Annotated in this window: 12 protein-coding genes; 3 read left to right on the plus strand and 9 right to left on the minus strand. The window is 71.9% G+C overall.

Features of this window, described 5'->3' with window-relative positions; translation table 11 throughout:
• Positions 1-95: 95 nt before the first annotated feature.
• The 5 genes from ABZX61_RS61495 to ABZX61_RS61515 form a co-directional block, all read right to left on the minus strand.
• Positions 96-3,635 (minus strand): hypothetical protein, encoded by a 3,540-nt coding sequence (locus tag ABZX61_RS61495; RefSeq protein ID WP_355211460.1) that lies wholly within the window; start codon positions 3,633-3,635, stop codon positions 96-98.
• Between the two features lie 192 nt (positions 3,636-3,827).
• Positions 3,828-5,963, minus strand: coding sequence for a transglycosylase domain-containing protein (locus tag ABZX61_RS61500; protein WP_355211463.1), 2,136 nt, complete (start codon positions 5,961-5,963; stop codon positions 3,828-3,830).
• A 131-nt stretch (positions 5,964-6,094) separates the two neighbouring features.
• The gene (locus ABZX61_RS61505; protein ID WP_350741085.1) at positions 6,095-6,415 is read right to left on the minus strand and encodes a tetratricopeptide repeat protein; all 321 of its coding nucleotides are present in this window, start codon (positions 6,413-6,415) and stop codon (positions 6,095-6,097) included.
• Between the two features lie 2 nt (positions 6,416-6,417).
• Positions 6,418-7,392: a pirin family protein gene (locus ABZX61_RS61510; RefSeq protein ID WP_350741083.1), complete on the minus strand. Its 975-nt coding sequence runs from the start codon at positions 7,390-7,392 to the stop codon at positions 6,418-6,420.
• 165 nt (positions 7,393-7,557) lie between these two features.
• Positions 7,558-8,193 carry a helix-turn-helix domain-containing protein gene (locus ABZX61_RS61515; RefSeq protein ID WP_355211466.1) on the minus strand — a complete coding sequence of 212 codons (636 nt, stop codon included), beginning with the start codon at positions 8,191-8,193 and terminating at the stop codon, positions 7,558-7,560.
• A 106-nt stretch (positions 8,194-8,299) separates the two neighbouring features.
• Here ABZX61_RS61515 and ABZX61_RS61520 point away from each other — a divergent pair, with 106 nt between their 5' ends.
• Entirely contained in the window at positions 8,300-9,022 is a 723-nt protein-coding gene (locus tag ABZX61_RS61520) for an SDR family NAD(P)-dependent oxidoreductase (protein ID WP_355211469.1), read from the plus strand.
• A gap of 12 nt (positions 9,023-9,034) precedes the next feature.
• Here ABZX61_RS61520 and ABZX61_RS61525 read toward each other — a convergent pair whose 3' ends face one another.
• The 4 genes from ABZX61_RS61525 to ABZX61_RS61540 all read right to left on the minus strand — a co-directional run bounded on the left by ABZX61_RS61525 (position 9,035) and on the right by ABZX61_RS61540 (position 12,641).
• A complete protein-coding gene (locus ABZX61_RS61525) occupies positions 9,035-9,361 on the minus strand; it encodes a rhodanese-like domain-containing protein (protein ID WP_350741077.1) in 327 nt (108 codons plus the stop codon).
• A gap of 100 nt (positions 9,362-9,461) precedes the next feature.
• Positions 9,462-10,352, minus strand: coding sequence for a carbohydrate ABC transporter permease (locus ABZX61_RS61530; RefSeq protein ID WP_355211472.1), 891 nt, complete (start codon positions 10,350-10,352; stop codon positions 9,462-9,464).
• 1 nt (position 10,353) lies between these two features.
• Complete coding sequence (locus ABZX61_RS61535; RefSeq protein ID WP_350741074.1) at positions 10,354-11,280, minus strand: sugar ABC transporter permease; 927 nt, start codon at positions 11,278-11,280, stop codon at positions 10,354-10,356.
• Positions 11,277-12,641 carry an extracellular solute-binding protein gene (locus tag ABZX61_RS61540; RefSeq protein WP_350741072.1) on the minus strand — a complete coding sequence of 455 codons (1,365 nt, stop codon included), beginning with the start codon at positions 12,639-12,641 and terminating at the stop codon, positions 11,277-11,279. The genes ABZX61_RS61535 and ABZX61_RS61540 overlap by 4 nt, the downstream gene beginning before the upstream one ends.
• A gap of 357 nt (positions 12,642-12,998) precedes the next feature.
• Between ABZX61_RS61540 and ABZX61_RS61545 the strand changes: the two genes are divergently transcribed.
• Together ABZX61_RS61545 and ABZX61_RS61550 are read left to right on the plus strand one after the other, a co-directional pair.
• Positions 12,999-15,404: a glycoside hydrolase family 3 N-terminal domain-containing protein gene (locus ABZX61_RS61545; protein WP_355211476.1), complete on the plus strand. Its 2,406-nt coding sequence runs from the start codon at positions 12,999-13,001 to the stop codon at positions 15,402-15,404.
• Positions 15,388-16,419 (plus strand): substrate-binding domain-containing protein, encoded by a 1,032-nt coding sequence (locus ABZX61_RS61550; RefSeq protein ID WP_355211479.1) that lies wholly within the window; start codon positions 15,388-15,390, stop codon positions 16,417-16,419. Before ABZX61_RS61545 ends, ABZX61_RS61550 begins: the two co-directional genes overlap by 17 nt.
• Positions 16,420-16,461: the final 42 nt, after the last annotated feature.

Genomic DNA, 16,461 nt, shown 5'->3' on the forward strand with positions numbered 1-16,461 from the left:
TTCGGCGTGGGAGAAAGGGACGGCGACCAGGTCCGCCTCGGGGAAGTCGGCGACAACCCCGAGGACAAGGGCGCGGGTCATCCGGTTGTCCGGGGTCAGTCCACGGAGGTGTCCCATGCTTCCTGGCGTACCTCCAGGTGCGGGGAGGCGCGCAGGTCACGGAGGAGGTCGCGCCACGGGGCCGCCCACTCGGTGCGCTGCCCTCCCGACTGGGTGAGCATGAGCGCGAACAGGCCGCCGGACAGGTCACCGCGACCGGCCAGACGCCGGGCCGCGGGCAGCGCGACCGCGATCGGCAGTGGCGGCCGCCGTCCGTACTCGCCGAACAGCTCCGAGACGGCCTTGCCGGCCGTCCGGGCGGCGAGCACCGGCCGGTCCGCGAGCAGGTCGGCCAGGGAACACAGGGCGTCGGCGAGTTCGTCCCCGTCCGTTTCCCTGGGGACCAGGGCCACGCCCAGCTCGGCCACCTGGGGCAGCAGGAGGGGCTGGGTGGCGAGCACGTCCATCGCGTCCCGGGCGAGCCGCCGCCGCCACGGCTCCGGCTCCTCCTCCAAGGGCGCGGCCAGTCTGCGGGCGATGGTGTCCACGCGTTGCCTGGCCGGTGTCCGCAGGTCCTCCCCGGGTACGGCGGCGGCCAGCCTGGCCAGGACGTCCAGCGCCTGGGACCGGATCGACCCGGCCCGCAGCAGCCCCAGGAACACCGCCATGCCCTCCCCGGTCGTCCCCGGATCAGCCACGGCCTCGATGATCTCGTCGAAGCCGCCCCGGTACCAGTGCGCCCACACGGCGAACGCCTTCGACCCGCGGAAACTCACCCCGGGCAGGTCGGCGGCCATGAGGAGGCGCCGTACCAGGTCCGCGTAACGGGGGCGGGTGGCGGGGGCGTACTCCATCGGGTGGGCCTGGAAGAGCGTGCGCAGCATCGGCTCGCCGGCGTGCGGGCCGGCGGCGTCGCCGAGCGCGTCCAGGGTCCGCGGGTCCTCGGGGATCGTGCGCAGCACCGAGGCGAGGGCGACCCGTACGTCCCGGTGCAGCCCCGGGTCCGCCCACGCCCGCAGCAGCACGTCCACCGCGCCGGGCGGGCGGTTGCGGCCCAGCTGGCGGGCGGCCAGCTTGCGCAGCGTCACCTTGCTGCCGGGGGCGGTCAGCGCCTCCTCCAGCAGCGGCCCGAGCAGAGACGGGGGTGTCGAACGGCAGCAGCGGGCCAGCGCGGCCACCGCGACGCGGGAGGCCGGCCCGCCGGCGTGGCCCACGAGCACGGGCACCGCGCGGGCGGGCTCGCCGGCGTGCGCCATGGCCGTGACGGCGGCTTCGGCCAGCATCGTCTCCTCCCGGTCCGCCCATGCGGCGAGGAGGGCCAGCCCGCCGCCGATCCGGCCGGTCGCCTGGACGGCGGCCAGCCGTGCGGCGATGGGCAGCCCTTCGTCGTGGACGGCGGCGGTGAGCTCGGCGCGGACCCTTTCGCGCTGGGCGGGCGTCCATCGACCGGCGTCGCCGCCGTCGACCCGCGGCACCCACGCGGGGTCCGCGAAACGGCCGCCGCGGTGGCCGTCCAGGAGGGGGAGGAGGAGGTCGGTACGACGCCGGGCCACGGTCCGCCAGACGGCGGGCAGCGTCACGGCGGACGCGTCCTCCCGCACAAGCCAGAGCACCCGCTCCTCCCGCACGCTCCCGCTTCCTCCTGACCGCCCCTCCTGCTCGATCCTGAGGCCGCTCGACAGCTCCGGCGCCTGCCCCCCGGAGGCGGCTGCGGCACGAGTCGTCCGCAGGCGGCGATGAGGACGGTTCAGCCACAAGCCGGCAGCCTCGCGGGCCGGCGCCTCCGGCGCCGTGCGGATGGCGGCGCGCAGGTCGTCCTGGAGTTCGGCGAGCGCCCATGAACGGCGGCCGAGCATGTGGGCGAGGGCCACGGCCAGGGTGAAGTCCTCCCGCTCGCGTGCGGCACGAAGGTGTGGACGCAGCACCGCCAGTAGATCGTGCTCCTGACCCGCGCGCAGCACCCGGTCCAGGCGGTGCGACTCCGCGACCGGGCCATGGGCGCGGTAGCGGCGGCGGCGGACGGGGGAGGGCCGGGGCTCCCGCGCGGCCAGACCGCTCGCGCCGTGCCGCGCCACGAGCCTCCCGTACGTGCCCAGCGCCCACGTCGTCAGCGCCGGCGCGGTGGCCGGGTCGTGGTGCCGCAGGACCCGGCCGGCCAGGCTCCGCAGCTCGTCCTGGGTGGCGGGGGAGGAGTCCGGAGCCTCGACGGCGTCCGCGGCGATGCGCTCCAGCGTCCCCGCGCAGGAGTCGTCGAGCAGCGCGGGCGGGACCTCCCGCAGAGCGGCCAGCAGGTCCCGGCGGAGCGGGTCCTGTTCGTTGGCGGTGCGCAGGGCCAGGTCGGCGAGGAGCGCGTGGAGCGCCGCCCGGTCCCGGGTCCGGGCCGTGCACTGGATCAGCAGCGTCCTGGCCAGCCCGCGCCGTCGGGGGTCCCCGGCCACGGCGGCCTCGCGCAGCGGGCCGACGGCCTCCTCGTAGGGCAGGTAGGAGGTGAGCTTCAGCGGGATGTCCGGATTGTCCAGGCGGGAACGGGGCGAGTGCCACACCGACTCGTGCCAGGCCAGCATGCGCCTCGCCTCGGCCGCCGCCGACTCCGGAGGCAGCCATCTGAGGAACCGCATCGCCCACAGCCCGGTGGAACCGCCCCTCCGCGCGGCGACCGCCTCGAAGATCGCGGCCCGGCGGGCGGGCGGCAGCGAGGGCAGCACCGGGTCGAGCCGGTGTTCGGACGAGGCCAGACGCAGGATCTCCGCGTCCGAGCCCGACCGCAGGTGGCGGAGCACCGCTTTCGCCGGCCCCTCCCAGCCGGTCGCCACGGGGTCGGCGAACAACTTCCCGGCTCGCGCGGCATCCACCCTGAACAGCGCGTTCACGACCGGGGCGGGCAGGCCGCGGAGGCTGTGACGCAGGTCGTGCCGTTCCAGCAGAGCCAGCATGCGGGCCGGCTCGGCGAGGGCCGCGAGCATCACGCCCGCCCCGCGGCGGCGCCACCAGCTCCACGCATGAACGCCACCCGCCAGCTCCTGCTCGGCCACCGCCATGATCGCGCCCGGGTGCCGTTTGGCCAGCGCCGTCCAGGACGTCACCGCGTGGGCGACGTCCGGCAGCCATCGCGCGACGGTCTCGGCACCGCAGGCCGGCAGCAGCGCCGCCGCCTCGCGCGCCCCCCATCGCGCGTGGACGTCCGGCAGGAGCGCTTCGGCCAGCGCGTGCCGGCGACCGAGCGCCAGCGTGCGATACAGCGCGAACCGCAGCTCGGCAGGGGCGTCCTCGAACGCCGCGGCCACCGCCGGATCCGGCACGGGCAGGGTCCGCACCGCACGCAGCGCCGCGCGCCGCAGCCCCATGTCCGGCCCGGCGAGAACCTCCCGGACGTGATCGAGGTCGCGCGCCGCCATGGCCACGTGCAGCGCCGTACGCCGGGCGTACCGATCCCGCGCGGACAGCTCGTCCAGGAGGACGCGCAGCTGGGAGGTGCCGGCCAGCCGGCGGGCGTGGAGCGCCAGAGCCCGCATGCGCCGCGGGTACGGCAGGGGCGCGAAACGCGCCAGCAAGGCATCGGCGGAGAGATCGAGGGCCGGCTCCTCGGCCGGCTCCATGGGCCTCAACGGGCCGGGCGGAGACCGCCCTTTCCACAAGTCATGCCGACGATACTGACCGATCACCGCCTCGCCGCGCAACCCCGGCCGCTCAGGGCGAGCGGCGCGACGGCCGAGGGGGAGGCGGTGAGCCACCTCGGCCGTGGTTCCGTGGACGCCGGCCTTTCGCAGGAGACGGCGGCCGAGACGGGGTCAGCCCTCGATGTCCGCGAGCTGGTCCTGGGCCGGGTCCGGACGGTCATCGCGGGGCGGTGCGCAGCTCTGGCCACAGCCGCCGAAGCGGGCCGTGTTCACCGGGGTGAAGTCCGCGGCCGGCACGTCCTCCAGCGCCGCCATCATGGTGTCCTTCCAGATCGGCCCGGGCACCGAGGCGCCCGCCACCGCGCCGAAGGTGCGGCCGCCGATCGTGACGCCGGTCAGCTTGTAGCGCTGGGAGCCGCGCGGGTCGCCGACGCTGACCGCTCCCGCCAGGTCGGGGGTGAACCCGGCGAACCAGGCCGTGGCGTACCCGTCCGTGGTGCCCGTCTTGCCCGCCGCCGGGCGGCCGATGCCGCCGACGCCGCGCATCGTGCCCTTGGTGAACACGCCGGACAGGACGTGCGCGGTCGCGTCGGCCACCTCGGGGTCGAGGGCCTTGCGGCACGACGGCTCGTACGAGGTCGCCTTGCCCGTGCTCGCCTCCGTCACCTTGGTGATGACCATGGGCGCGCAGTACGTGCCGCGTGCCGCGACGGCCGCGTACGCGGTGGCCACGGTCACCGGGTCCATCTCGTTGATCCCGAGCGTGAACGTCTCGTACTCCTGCAGCGGCCCCCCGTCCGCCCGCCTGATGCCGAGCGACTTGGCGGTCTGAACCGTCTCGCACAGGCCGACCCGCTGCTCCAGCGCCATGAAGAACGTGTTCACCGACCCCCACGTACCGGTCGCGAGCGTCTTGAAACCGGGCGAACCCTCGTCGTTCGTGACCGTCCAGGACGGGATGCCCATGTTCTGGCCCTTGCAGTTCTTGAACGAGGCGTAGCCGGGGGCGGTGTAGGCGTTGGTCACGCTGATCCCGTCGTCGATCTTCATGCCCTGCGCCAGCGCCGTGATCAGCGTGAACGTCTTGAACGTCGAGCCCGCCTGGAAGCCGATCAACCCGCCGTGCCGCTTGTCCGCCACGGGGTTGTAGGAGATCTCGTTCCGCTTGGCCGAGCGGCCGTAGGGGCGGCTGGCCGCCATCGCCTTGATCTCGCCGGTGCCCGGCTTGACCAGCGCCTCGGCGGCGACGGGGTGGTCCGAGGCGAACACGTGCTTCCTGATCGCCGTCTCCGCCGCCCGCTGCGCCTTCGGGTCCAGCGTCGTGTAGATCTTCAGGCCGCCGCGGGCGAAGCGCTGCTTCCTGGCCTGCTCGGTCCTGCCGAAGGCGGGGCTGGTGAGCAGCTCATGACGTACGTATTCGCAGAAGTAGGGATAGCGGCTGGCCTGGCAGCCATTGGGTGCCTCGACGCCCTTGTAGCCGAGTTTCGCCGCCTTGGCCTGCTCCGCCTGATCCGGTGTGATCCGGCCGAGTTGCGCCATCCGGTCCAGCACCACGTTCCGGCGTTCCAGCAGCAGCTTGCGGGGCTGCTTGCCGAGCCCGGGGTCGGTCCTGTTGGGGTTCTGGACGGCGCCGGCCAGGGTCGCCGCCTGGGTCAGGTTGAGATCGGCGGCCGAGACGCCGAAGAAGCGCCGCGCCGCCGCCTCCACGCCGTTGGCGCCCGCGCCGAAATAGGCGATGTTCAGATATCGGCGGAGAATCTCGTCCTTGGAGTACTTCTCCTCGACGCCCATCGCGTACCGCAGCTCCTTGAGCTTGCGCGCGTAGCTGGCCTCCAGCGCCTTGTTCTTGCCCTCCTCGGTGTCGGCCGAGTTCAGCAGGACCTGCTTGACGTACTGCTGGGTGATCGACGAGCCGCCCTGGGCGATGCCGCCCGAGCTGAGGTTCTTGGCCAGGGCCCGGGCGGTGCCCTCCAGGTCGAGCGCGCCGTGCTCGTAGAAGCGGTAGTCCTCGATGGCGACGATCGCCGTCTTCATCACGTCCGCGATCTGGTCCAGCCGCACTTCCTTGCGGTTCTCGGCGTAGAACTGGGCGATGCGGTCGCCCTCGGCGTCGTACACGACGGAGGTCTGGGCCAGGGGCGGCTCTTCGAGCTGGGCGGGCTTGAGATCAAGCATCTCGGTGGCCGAGACGAACAGGGAGCCTGTGCCGCCCACGGTGGGCAGCGCGATCGCGGCGACCACCGTGCCGGCGGCCACGGCCGCTCCGGTCAGGCGGGCAAGGCTCCACAAGGGGCTCGAAGGGGACATGGGCGTCATGACAGCACAGAGCCGTTCGTGCTGTCCAAGACTGATATGCCTTGATTGTCGATATTCGAATGGATATCACTGCAGGCCGGAACGCCACCGTCCGGGGACGGTGGCGCTCAGCGTCGCGCATGTCACTCGCCGGTCATCGCGGCGTGCATGCGCAGGTACGGCTCGGCGTCCTTCGGCCTGTTCTGGCGCTGCAGCGTACGACCGAGGAGCAGGCAGGCGTACCCCTCCGCCGGGTCGCGCTCCAGCACCAGCCGGAGCTCGGCCTCGGCCCGGCCCAGCTGGGCCGAGTGGTAGTAGGCGCGGGCCAGCAGCAGCCGGGCCGCGAGGTTGTCCGGCGCGGCGGCCACCACCTGGGCCAGGATGCGGGCGGCCCCGATGTAGTCCTGGGAGTCGAAGAACCGGCGCCCGCGCCTGTACTCCTCGGCCAGCTTCTCGATCGGCATGTTCACTCCTGTCCGGTGTGCGGAAGGCGCTCGGCGGGGATGACGCCCAGGCGGCCGGCCTGGTAGTCCTCCATCGCCTGAAGGATCTCGGCGCGGTTGTTCATCACGAAGGGGCCGTACTGGACGACCGGCTCGCGGATCGGCTGCCCGCCGAGCAGCAGCACCTCCAGGTTCGGCTCGGCCTGCGGCTGGGCCGGGTCGGCGGCGACAGTGATCGCCCCGCCCTGGCCGAAGACGACCAGCTGTCCCTTGCGCACCGGCGTGCGCTCGTCCCCGGCGTAGCCGTGTCCGGCCAGCACGTAGGCCAGGGCGTTGTACGCCGGGTTCCACGGCACCTCCAGCCGGGCCCCGGGGCTCACCGTGGCGTGCACCATCGTGATCGGGGTGAACGTGACGCCCGGACCGGCGTGGCCGTCCAGCTCGCCGGCGATCACCCGCAGCAGCGCGCCGCCGTCGGCCGAGGCGAGCAGCGCCGCCTGGCGACCGCGGATGTCCTGGTAGCGGGGCAGGTGGAACTTGTGCGCCTTGGGCAGGTTGACCCACAGCTGGACGCCGTGGAACAGCCCGCCCGAGACCACCAGGTGCTCCGGCGGCTTCTCGATGTGCAGCAGGCCCGAGCCCGCGGTCATCCACTGGGTGTCGCCGTCGGTGATCGTGCCGCCGCCGCCGTTGGAGTCCTGGTGCTCGAAGATGCCGTCGATGATGTAGGTGACGGTCTCGAAGCCGCGGTGCGGGTGCCAGGGGGTGCCCTTGGGCTCGCCGGGCGCGTACTCGACCTCGCCCATCTGGTCCATGTGGATGAACGGGTCCAGCGCGGACTGCGGCACGCCGGCGAACGCGCGCCGTACCGGGAACCCCTCGCCCTCGAACCCGCTGGGCGCGGTCGTCACCGACTTCACGGGCCGCCGCGTGACGGCGGCCGGGTCGGGCGCGGCGACGCGGGGCAGGGCCAGGGTGTCAGCGGTGATGGCGGGCATGACCCCTCCTGTTTGGTTGAAAGTTCAATCGGTTGCTCGCCACAACGCATGGGTGCCTCCGGGCATTCCCGGCCGCGCGTACCTTTGAGCCATGCGATCTGCCGTCGTCGTTCCCGGCGGGAATTTCGGGCCGCAGGCGGGCGCCACCTGGCGTTGGGGCGCCGGTCAGCAGAACTCTCGCATGATGCGCACCAGCTCGTCGGGCCGCAGGGGCGGCTCCGGCAGCGGATGCGCCGCCGGGGCGCGGAACCCGTCGAGGATCAACCCCAGATGCCGCCGCCACACCTCGGGCCGGACGGCGGTGGTGGCCTCGACCGTGCGGGCGATGCCCCACGTCACGAACACCATGTCCTCCAGCGTGCAGTCGGGTCGCAGCACCCCGGCCTCGTGCGCGCGGTCGATGATCCGCGACATCATCGCGTAGCCGAGTGCCGGGTCGCTGGCCGGGGTCGGCTGGGGGCCCCGGCGTGACACGAGGTCGTTGTAGCCGCGGTCGGCGGCCTGCAGCTCGCACACCCGCTCCAGGAAGTGCACCAGCCCGCTCCACGCGTCCGGCAGCGACAGGGCGTGCTCCGAGATCCGCACCACGGTGGCGGTGCGGTCGGCGAAGACGGCGTCGACGAGGTCGTCGCGGCTCGGGAAGTGGTTGTAGAGGGTGCCGCTGCTCACCCCGGCCGTACGGGCGATCTCGTCGAGGGGGACGTCCAGCCCGCGGGCGGCGAACAGCTCTCTCGCGGCCGTCACCAGCAGGTCGCGGTTGCGCTGCGCGTCTCTGCGGAGCGGTCTGGCGGGGGTCGGCATGCGGTCCATCGTAGGCGAAGTTGAGAACACTCCCAACTTGTGCGTATGCTTCCGGCACAGAACTTGGGACTGCAGTCAAGTTAGCTGAATGCATTAAGGAGTCGTCATGCCCAAAACTCTCGCCATCTTCGGCGCCGGCCCCGTCATGGGCCTGTCCCTCGCCCGCCGCTTCGGGCGCGAGGGCTTCCGGATCGCGCTCGTCGCCCGGACCAGGCCGAACCTCGACCACCTCGTCGCCGAGCTCGCCCGCGACGGCATCGAGGCGGCCGGATTCACCGCCGACGTCTACGAGCCCGGCCGGCTCGCCGCCGCGGTCGCGGCCATCAAGGAGACGTACGGGCGGATCGACGTCGCCGAGTTCAGCCCCGGCGGCGGGAACATGGGGGAGGGGATCGCGGCGACGCTCGACGTCGACGTCGAGAACGCGCGGGTGATCCTGGACCGGTTCGTGCTCTCGGCGGTCGCCCTGGTGCGGCAGGTGCTGCCCGACATGGTCGAGCGGGGCGACGGCGCGATCCTGTTCACCGCGGGGCAGTCGGGGATCTACCCGACGCCGGGGCTCGGCAACGCCGGCATGGCGCAGGCGGCGCTGCGCAACTACTTCCACACCCTCAACGCCGAGCTCGCGGGCAAGGGTGTGTACGTGGGGGCGGTCAACGTGGGGGCGCTGATCGAGGGCAGCGTGCCGCACCGGGGGATCACCTCGTCCTCGGTGCCGCTCGAGTTCGAGCCGGAGGTGATCCACCCGGACGTCCTCGCGGACGGCTTCTGGGAGCTGTACGCGAAGCGGGACCGGGTGGAGGTGCTGGCGGGCAGCTTCGGTCAGTAGGCGGAAGGACGGTCAGGACGACTGGACGGGCAGCCCCGCGGCCGTCCAGTCCTCGATCCCCTCGCGGTACTTGCGCACGTCGGTGTAGCCCAGCGCGGTGAGCCGGCCGGCGACCTGGCCGCTGTTCGGGCACGCCGGGTTGGAGCAGTACGTGATGATCGCGGCGTTCTTGTCGGGCAGCAGCGCGGATGCCTGGGCGTCCACGTCGGCCGGGGCCAGGGGGACGGCGCCGGGGAGATGCTGCTTGGCGTAGTACGCGCCGCCGAGCGCATCGACCACGGTCACCGTGCCCGCCTCGATGGCCGCCGCGAGGTCGTCCCGGGTGATCAGAGCGGTCATGTCATTGCCTCCAGAATAAGTCGGACTGCGGTCCGGTTACGTGGGTAAGACGTTACCGGACCGCAGTCCGATTTTGCAATCTGGGGCGGGCGGCTCCTCGTTACTTGCCGAATCCGGCGGTCAGGCCGGCCAGCAGCTGGCGGCGGCCGACCACGTACAGGATGAGGATGGGCACCGAGGTCAGGACGACGGAGGCGAGCACCGCGGGCACGTTGATGCTGTACTGGCCCTGGAAGGTCCACAGCGCCAGCGGCAGCGTGCGCTGCTCGGGGCTCTGGGTGAGGATCAGCGGCAGCAGGAAGCCGTTCCAGATCGTCAGGGCGTTGTAGATGGTCACCGTCACCACGGCGGGCCTGGTCAGGGGGAGTGCCAGGTGCCAGAGCGTGCCGAGCTCGCTGGCGCCGTCGAGGCGCATCGACTCGAACAGCTCCTTGGGCACGTCCCTGATGAAGTTCGACAGGATCAGCACCGACAGCGGGATCGCGAACGCGATCGACGGCAGGATGAGCGCCATGGGCGTGTCGTAGAGACCGAGCTTGATGATGATCAGGTAGATCGGGATGATCGTGGCCTGGTGGGGGATGGCCAGGCCCATGAGGAACGCCGAGTTGGTCCAGCGCAGGAACCGCCCCCTGCCGCTGCGGACGATCGCGTACGCCGCCATGAACGACACCGCCACGGCGGGCGCGACCGCGCCGACCGTGACGACGACGCTGTTCATGAAATATCGGATGAAGTCCGACTCGATGACCATCTGATAATTGGCCAGCGTGGGCTCGGCCGGCGGCACGAGGGGGTTCTCGACGTAATAGTTGCTCTGCGACTTGAAGCTGGTGATGACGATCCAGTAGATCGGCACGACCACGACCGCCAGCCAGAACCAGGCGACCAGCCCGCCCAGCCAGTTGGGGCGGCGGGTCACCCGTTTGGGGCCGGGAGCGGTGTGCCGCGCCGCCGCCTGCGAGGCGTTCTTCGCGAGGGTCGTCGTCATGTCAGGCACCTTCCAGCTGGCTGTGGGTCGCGTCCCGGCCGCCGAGGCGGCGCAGCAGCAGCGCCAGCGCCAGGCCCACCAGGACCAGGATGACGGCGATCGCGCTGGCCGGGCCCATCAGGTTGGCCTGGAAGCCCCTCTTGTACATCTCCAGGGCGAGCACCCGGGTGGCGTCCCCCGGGCCGCCGGCGGTGAGCACGAAGATGAGGTCGAAGAAGACCAGCGACCCCACGACCATCAGCGTCGAGGACGTGATGATCGTGTACTTGAGCTGGGGCAGGGTGATGCTGAAGAACATGCGGACCCGGCCGGCGCCGTCGATCTCGGCGGCCTCGTACATCGAGCGCGGGATCTGGCGCACGCCACCCTGGTAGATCAGCGAGTGGAACGGGATGAACTGCCACGACACCACGAAGATCACGACGCTGAAGGCGAGGACGGGCTCGCCCAGCCAGTCCTGCACGAGGATCGGGATCCCCAGCCCGGCGCCGAGCCCGAAGTTCGGGTCGAGCAGCGCCTTGTAGGTGATCGCGATGGCGGCCGAGCTGAGCAGCAGCGGGATGAAGTAGATCACCGAGAACACCGCGCGGTAGCGCTGGAAGCCGGCCAGGAACGTGCCGAGCAGGATGCTCGCCGGCGTCTGCACCACCCACGACATCGCGATGACCAGGAACGTCACCCACAGCGCGTGCGGCAGGCCGGGATCGGAGAGCACGGCGCGCCAGCTGTCGAAGCCCGCCGGACGGATCTCGCCGAGCCCGTCCCAGGCGGTGAAGCTGAGCACGAAGACCCCGATGAGCGGGATGACGCCGAAGCCGACGAAGAGCAGCAGGGCCGGTACGGCCAGCCAGGCCAGGCCGCGCCCCTGGCCGCCGGGCACGGCGGCCAGGGGCGCGTTTCCCCTGGCGGAGATCGGGGGGACCGTCACTTGCCTATGACCTCGTTGAGGTTCGTGGCGAACTGCTGCGGCGAGACCGACAGCTGGAACAGCTTGGCGATGTTGTCCAGCAGGACCTCGGCCGCGGTCGGGCTGAGCGCCTGGTCCCAGGACTGCTGGAAGGACTTGGCCTTGCTGGCGGTGTCGTAGACGAACCGCTGCCACGTCCCGTCGAGGTCGGTGCCGAACTGCGAGTCGGTGCCCTTGACGATCGGCACGAAGCCGTTGCTGGCCCAGTCCTTGTTCTGCGCGTCGGAGTTCATCTCGGTGGCGAGGAACTTCTTGACGATCTCCTTCTCCGCCTCCGACGCCTTGGAGGAGATCGACATGTACTGGGCCGGGTTGCCCACGGTGTCGCTGGGGTCGCCCTTGCCGCCGTCCACCGGCGGGAAGTTCATGTAGCCGAGGTTGCCGCCCTTGACGAAGTCGCCGCCGGTGTCGCGCATGTTGCCGTACGTCCAGCCGCCGTGCAGCATCATCGCGGCCTTGCCCGTGTACAGCAGCGCCTGGTCGGCGTTGGAGTCGGCGGTGATCGAGGAGAAGCCCTTGATGAAGCCGTTCGCCTTGATGAGGTCCTGCATCTTGGTCAGGGCGTCGATGGCGGCCGGGTTGCTCCAGGCGTCCTTCTCGCCGTCGAAGACGGCCTGGAAGACCTCGGGGCCGGCGATGCGGTCGAAGAGGAACTCCAGCCACATCATGTTCGTCCAGCGCGACTGGCCGCCGAGGGAGAACGGCGCGACGCCCGCGGCGTTGAACTTCTTGACCAGGTCCATGATGTCGCCCCAGCTCTGCGGGGGCTGCGCGCCGACCTTCTCGAAGACCTTCTTGTTGTAGAAGAGGACGATCGGCGTCACGGCCTCGACCGGCACCGCGTAGATCTTGCCGTCGACCGTGGCCGCGTTGAAGGAGGAGGGGAACAGCTTGTCCTTCAGGGCCGCGTTCTGGTCGAACCAGGAGGTGAGGTCGTCGACCTGGCCGGCCTGCACGTAGCTCTTCAGTCCGCCGCCGCCCCAGCCCCAGATGATGGTGGGGGCCTCGCCCGCGCCGATCGCCGTCTTGATCTTGGTCTTGAAGGCGTCGTTCTGGAACATCGTGGTCGCGAGCTGGCTGCTCGGGTTGGCCTTGTTGAAGCGCTCGACGGCGCGGGTGCGGATGCCTTCCTGTGGCTGTCCGGTGAGATACCAGTAGGTGGCCTTGCCGGCACCGCTGCCGCCACCTGTGGTGGTGGCACCCCCGCCACCGGCGCCGGCCTGGGTCGGCCCGGAGCCTCCGCAGGCGGTCAGGGCGGCTCCGAGGGGAAGGCCCATGGAGAGGCTGAGGAAGGTGCGGCGGGAAGTTGACCTGTTCTCCACGCTGATCTCCGTACTTGAACGCCGGGGGGTTGGCCGCGCGGCTCGTTGATCGTCGGATGGTGGTGGCGGGCGGCCGGGGACGCGGCGCCTGCCGATGCCGCTCGTCACGTCTCCTTTGAGTGAGCTCGTCGAAACATTTGCGACATACCGCGTGGTCCGTCAATTTAGGTTTCGACCATGGGCCTGTCAAGACCGGGGTATCCGGGAATCTGCCCATCCGAGCAGCGCGTGTGTAAAGTACTCAGGCGCGGCGTTCATCTGGTCGTCTGTAAATCGGGGACGCTTGCTCGCAGGCCACTCGACGACATCGAAACATTTCGAAATACTCACGGCGGGAATCGGCTTTAAGGAGAGCAGATGACGGCTCTGGATCGGACCCCCGCGATGGACGGCGTGCTCCGCCCGTGGCAGGACCCGGCGCTTCCCGTGGCCGACCGAGTCGAGGCCCTCCTCGCGGAGCTGACCCTCGAGGAGAAGGTCGGCCAGCTCGGCAGCCGGTGGTTCGGCAACGACATGCAGCACGAGCCGGCGCAGGACGCCGAGACGCTGAACGTCGCCCCGATGCAGGACGTGTTCACGGCCTCCGGCACGGTCCCCCTCGACGAGGCCGTCAGGCACGGGCTCGGCCACCTGACCCGGGTGCACGGCAGCGCCCCCGTGACCGCGCGGGAGGGCGCCGCCGAGGTGGTCAGGCTGCAGCGGGCCGTCGTCGAGCGCTCCCGGCTCGGCATTCCGGCCATCGTCCACGAGGAGTGCCTGACCGGGTTCACCACGTACGGGGCGACCGTCTACCCGGCGGCCATCGCGTGGGGGGCGACGTTCGACCCTGAGCTGGTGGAGCGGATGGCGGCCGCGATCGGCCGGGACATGCGGGCCGTGGGCGTGCACCAGGGCCTGTCACCGGTGCTGGACGTGGTGCGCGACTACCGGTGGGGCCGGGTCGAGGAGACGATGGGCGAGGATCCGTACCTCGTCTCCATGCTCGGCGCCGCGTACGTGCGCGGGCTGGAGAACGCGGGGATCATCGCCACCCTCAAGCATTTCGCCGGATACTCCGCCTCCCGGGCGGCCCGCAACCACGGGCCCGTGCCGATGGGGCGGCGCGAGCTGATGGACATGATCCTGCCGACCTTCGAGACCGCCATCGCGCTGGGCGGCGCCCGGTCGGTGATGAACTCCTACTCCGACGTGGACGGCGTGCCCGCCGGAGCCGACCCCTGGCTGCTGACCGAGGTGCTGCGCGAGGAGTGGGGCTTCACCGGGACGGTCGTGTCGGACTACTGGGCGATCCCGTTCCTGGCGAGCATGCACCGCGTCGCCGCCGACACGGGCGAGGCGGGCGTCCAGGCACTCACCGCGGGCATCGACGTCGAGTTGCCCGACACGCTCGGCTTCGGCCCGCACCTGGTCGAGCGGGTACGCGCCGGCGGGCTCCCCGAGTCGTTGATCGACCGGGCGGTGCGCCGGCTGCTCACCCAGAAGGTGCAGCTCGGGCTGCTCGACCCGGACTGGACGCCCGAGAAGTCCGTGTCCGGGGCGGATGACGTGGACCTCGACTCGCCGGGCAACCGGACGCTGGCGCGCGAGCTGGCCGAGCGGTCGATCGTCCTGCTCGACGCCGGCGACGCGCTGCCGCTGCCTGCCGGGCCGCGCCGGATCGCGGTCGTCGGGCCGTGCGCCGACGATCCGCGGACGTTGATGGGCTGCTACGCCTTCCCCAACCACGTGCTGCCCCGCCACCCCGCGCTCGGGCTCGGCATCGAGGCGCCCAGCCTGCTCGACGGGCTGCGGGCCGAGCTGCCGGAGGCCGAGCTCGTCCACGAGCGGGGCTGCGAGGTGCAGGGCGACGACCGCTCCGGGTTCGCCGCCGCGCTCGAAGCGGCGCGCGGGGCGGACCTGTGCGTGGTGGCCGTGGGCGACCTCGCCGGGCTGTTCGGCCTCGGGACCTCCGGGGAGGGCTGCGACGCCGACGACCTGCGCCTGCCTGGGTTGCAGGAGGACCTGGTGGCCGAGCTGGCCGCGACGGGCACGCCGGTCGTCGCCGTCGTCGTCTCCGGCCGTCCGTACGCGCTGGGCCGGGTGCGCGCGGGCGCGGCGGCGCTCGTCCAGGCGTTCATGCCCGGCGAGGAGGGCGGCGCGGCCGTCGCCGGCGTGCTGTCCGGCCGGGTCCAGCCGTCGGGCAGGCTGCCGGTGCAGATCCCGCGCGGGCACGGCGGGCAGCCGGGCACGTACCTGCAGCCGCCGCTGGGCGCCGACAGCCAGGGCATCAGCAACCTCGACCCGACCCCGCTCTTCCCGTTCGGGTACGGCACCTCCTACACCGGCTTCGAGGTCGGCGACCTGCGGATCAGCGACGCCGAGGTGCCCACGGACGGCGAGTTCGGCGTGGCGGTCAGCGTGCGCAACATCGGGGACCGGGCCGGCGAGGAGGTCGTCCAGCTCTACCTGCACGACGTCGTCGCCCAGGTCACCCGGCCGGTCCGGCAGCTGACCGGGTTCGCCCGGGTCCGGCTGGAGCCTGGGGCGAGCGCCCGCGTGACCTTCCGGGTGCACGCCGACCGGACGGCCTTCACCGGCCGCGATCTGAGGCGCATCGTGGAGCCCGGGGACCTCGAGGTGCTCGTCGGCACGTCGGCGGCCGACCTGCCGTGCCGGGGCACGGTACGGCTGACCGGCCCGTCCCGGGTCGTCGGCCACGACCGGCGCCTGGACACCCCCGTGTCGGTCGAGCGGGAAAGGGGAGTCGATGCCGTCCAGTTCTAGACGCGCCACGCTGGCCACGGTCGCGGCCTCGGCGGGCGTGTCGGTGGCGACCGTGTCCAAGGTGCTCAACGGCCGCAGCGACGTGGCGCCGACCACGCGCTCCCTCGTGCAGTCGCTGCTGCGGGAGCACGACTACATCGCGCCGTCGCCACGCCGGACCCCGGGTACGGACGGGCCGGTCGCCACGGACACCGTCGAAGTGCAGTTCGACGACGACTTCAGCACCTACTCCACGGAGATCATCCAGGGTGTGGTGGCGGCCGGGGCGGAGCTCGGCGTCGGGATCGTCGTCAGCGTCAGGAAGAAGATCGACCACCCCGCCGCGTGGGCCGGCGACCTGGCCGCCGCCGGGCGCCGGGCGCTGATCTGCGTCACGTGCGACCAGCTGAGCACCCGGCAGCTGGCCGCGCTGTCCCGCGTCCGGCTGCCGCTGGTCGTGATCGACCCGCTGCACCTGCCGCACGCCGGCGTGACCAGCGTCGGTTCCACCAACTTCGCCGGCGGGCTGGCCGCCACCCAGCACCTGCTGTCCCTCGGCCACCGGCGCATCGCCTACCTCGGCGGCCCGGCCACCGCCGCCTGCAACCAGGCCCGCCTGCATGGCTACCGTGCCGCCATGGAGGCCGAAGGGGTGCCGGTGCCGCCCGCGTACACGCGCTCCGGGCACTTCCGCTACGAGGACGGACTCGAGTACGGCGGGGCCGTGCTCGACCTGCCGGAGCCGCCGACGGCGATCTTCGCCGGCTGCGACGAGAGCGCGCTGGGCGTCATGGAGGCCGCCAGGGAGCGGGGCCTGCGCGTCCCGCAGGACCTGAGCATCGTGGGGTTCGACGACACCCAGATGGCCCGGATGGCCTCCCCGCCGCTGACCACCGTCCGCCAGCCGCTGCGCGAGATGGGCGGGGTGGCGGTGCGTACGGCGCTGCGGCTGGCGGCCGGCGAGAAGATCGACTCCCACCACGTCGAGCTGGCCACCGAGCTGGTCGTCCGCGCCTCCACGGCGAAGCGCGTCTGACGTGGATTTTGTCAGGCGCCTTGCACATATTCCGTAAGGCGC

The organism is Nonomuraea sp. NPDC003709, assembly GCF_040610775.1.
Lineage (GTDB): Bacteria > Actinomycetota > Actinomycetes > Streptosporangiales > Streptosporangiaceae > Nonomuraea > Nonomuraea angiospora_A.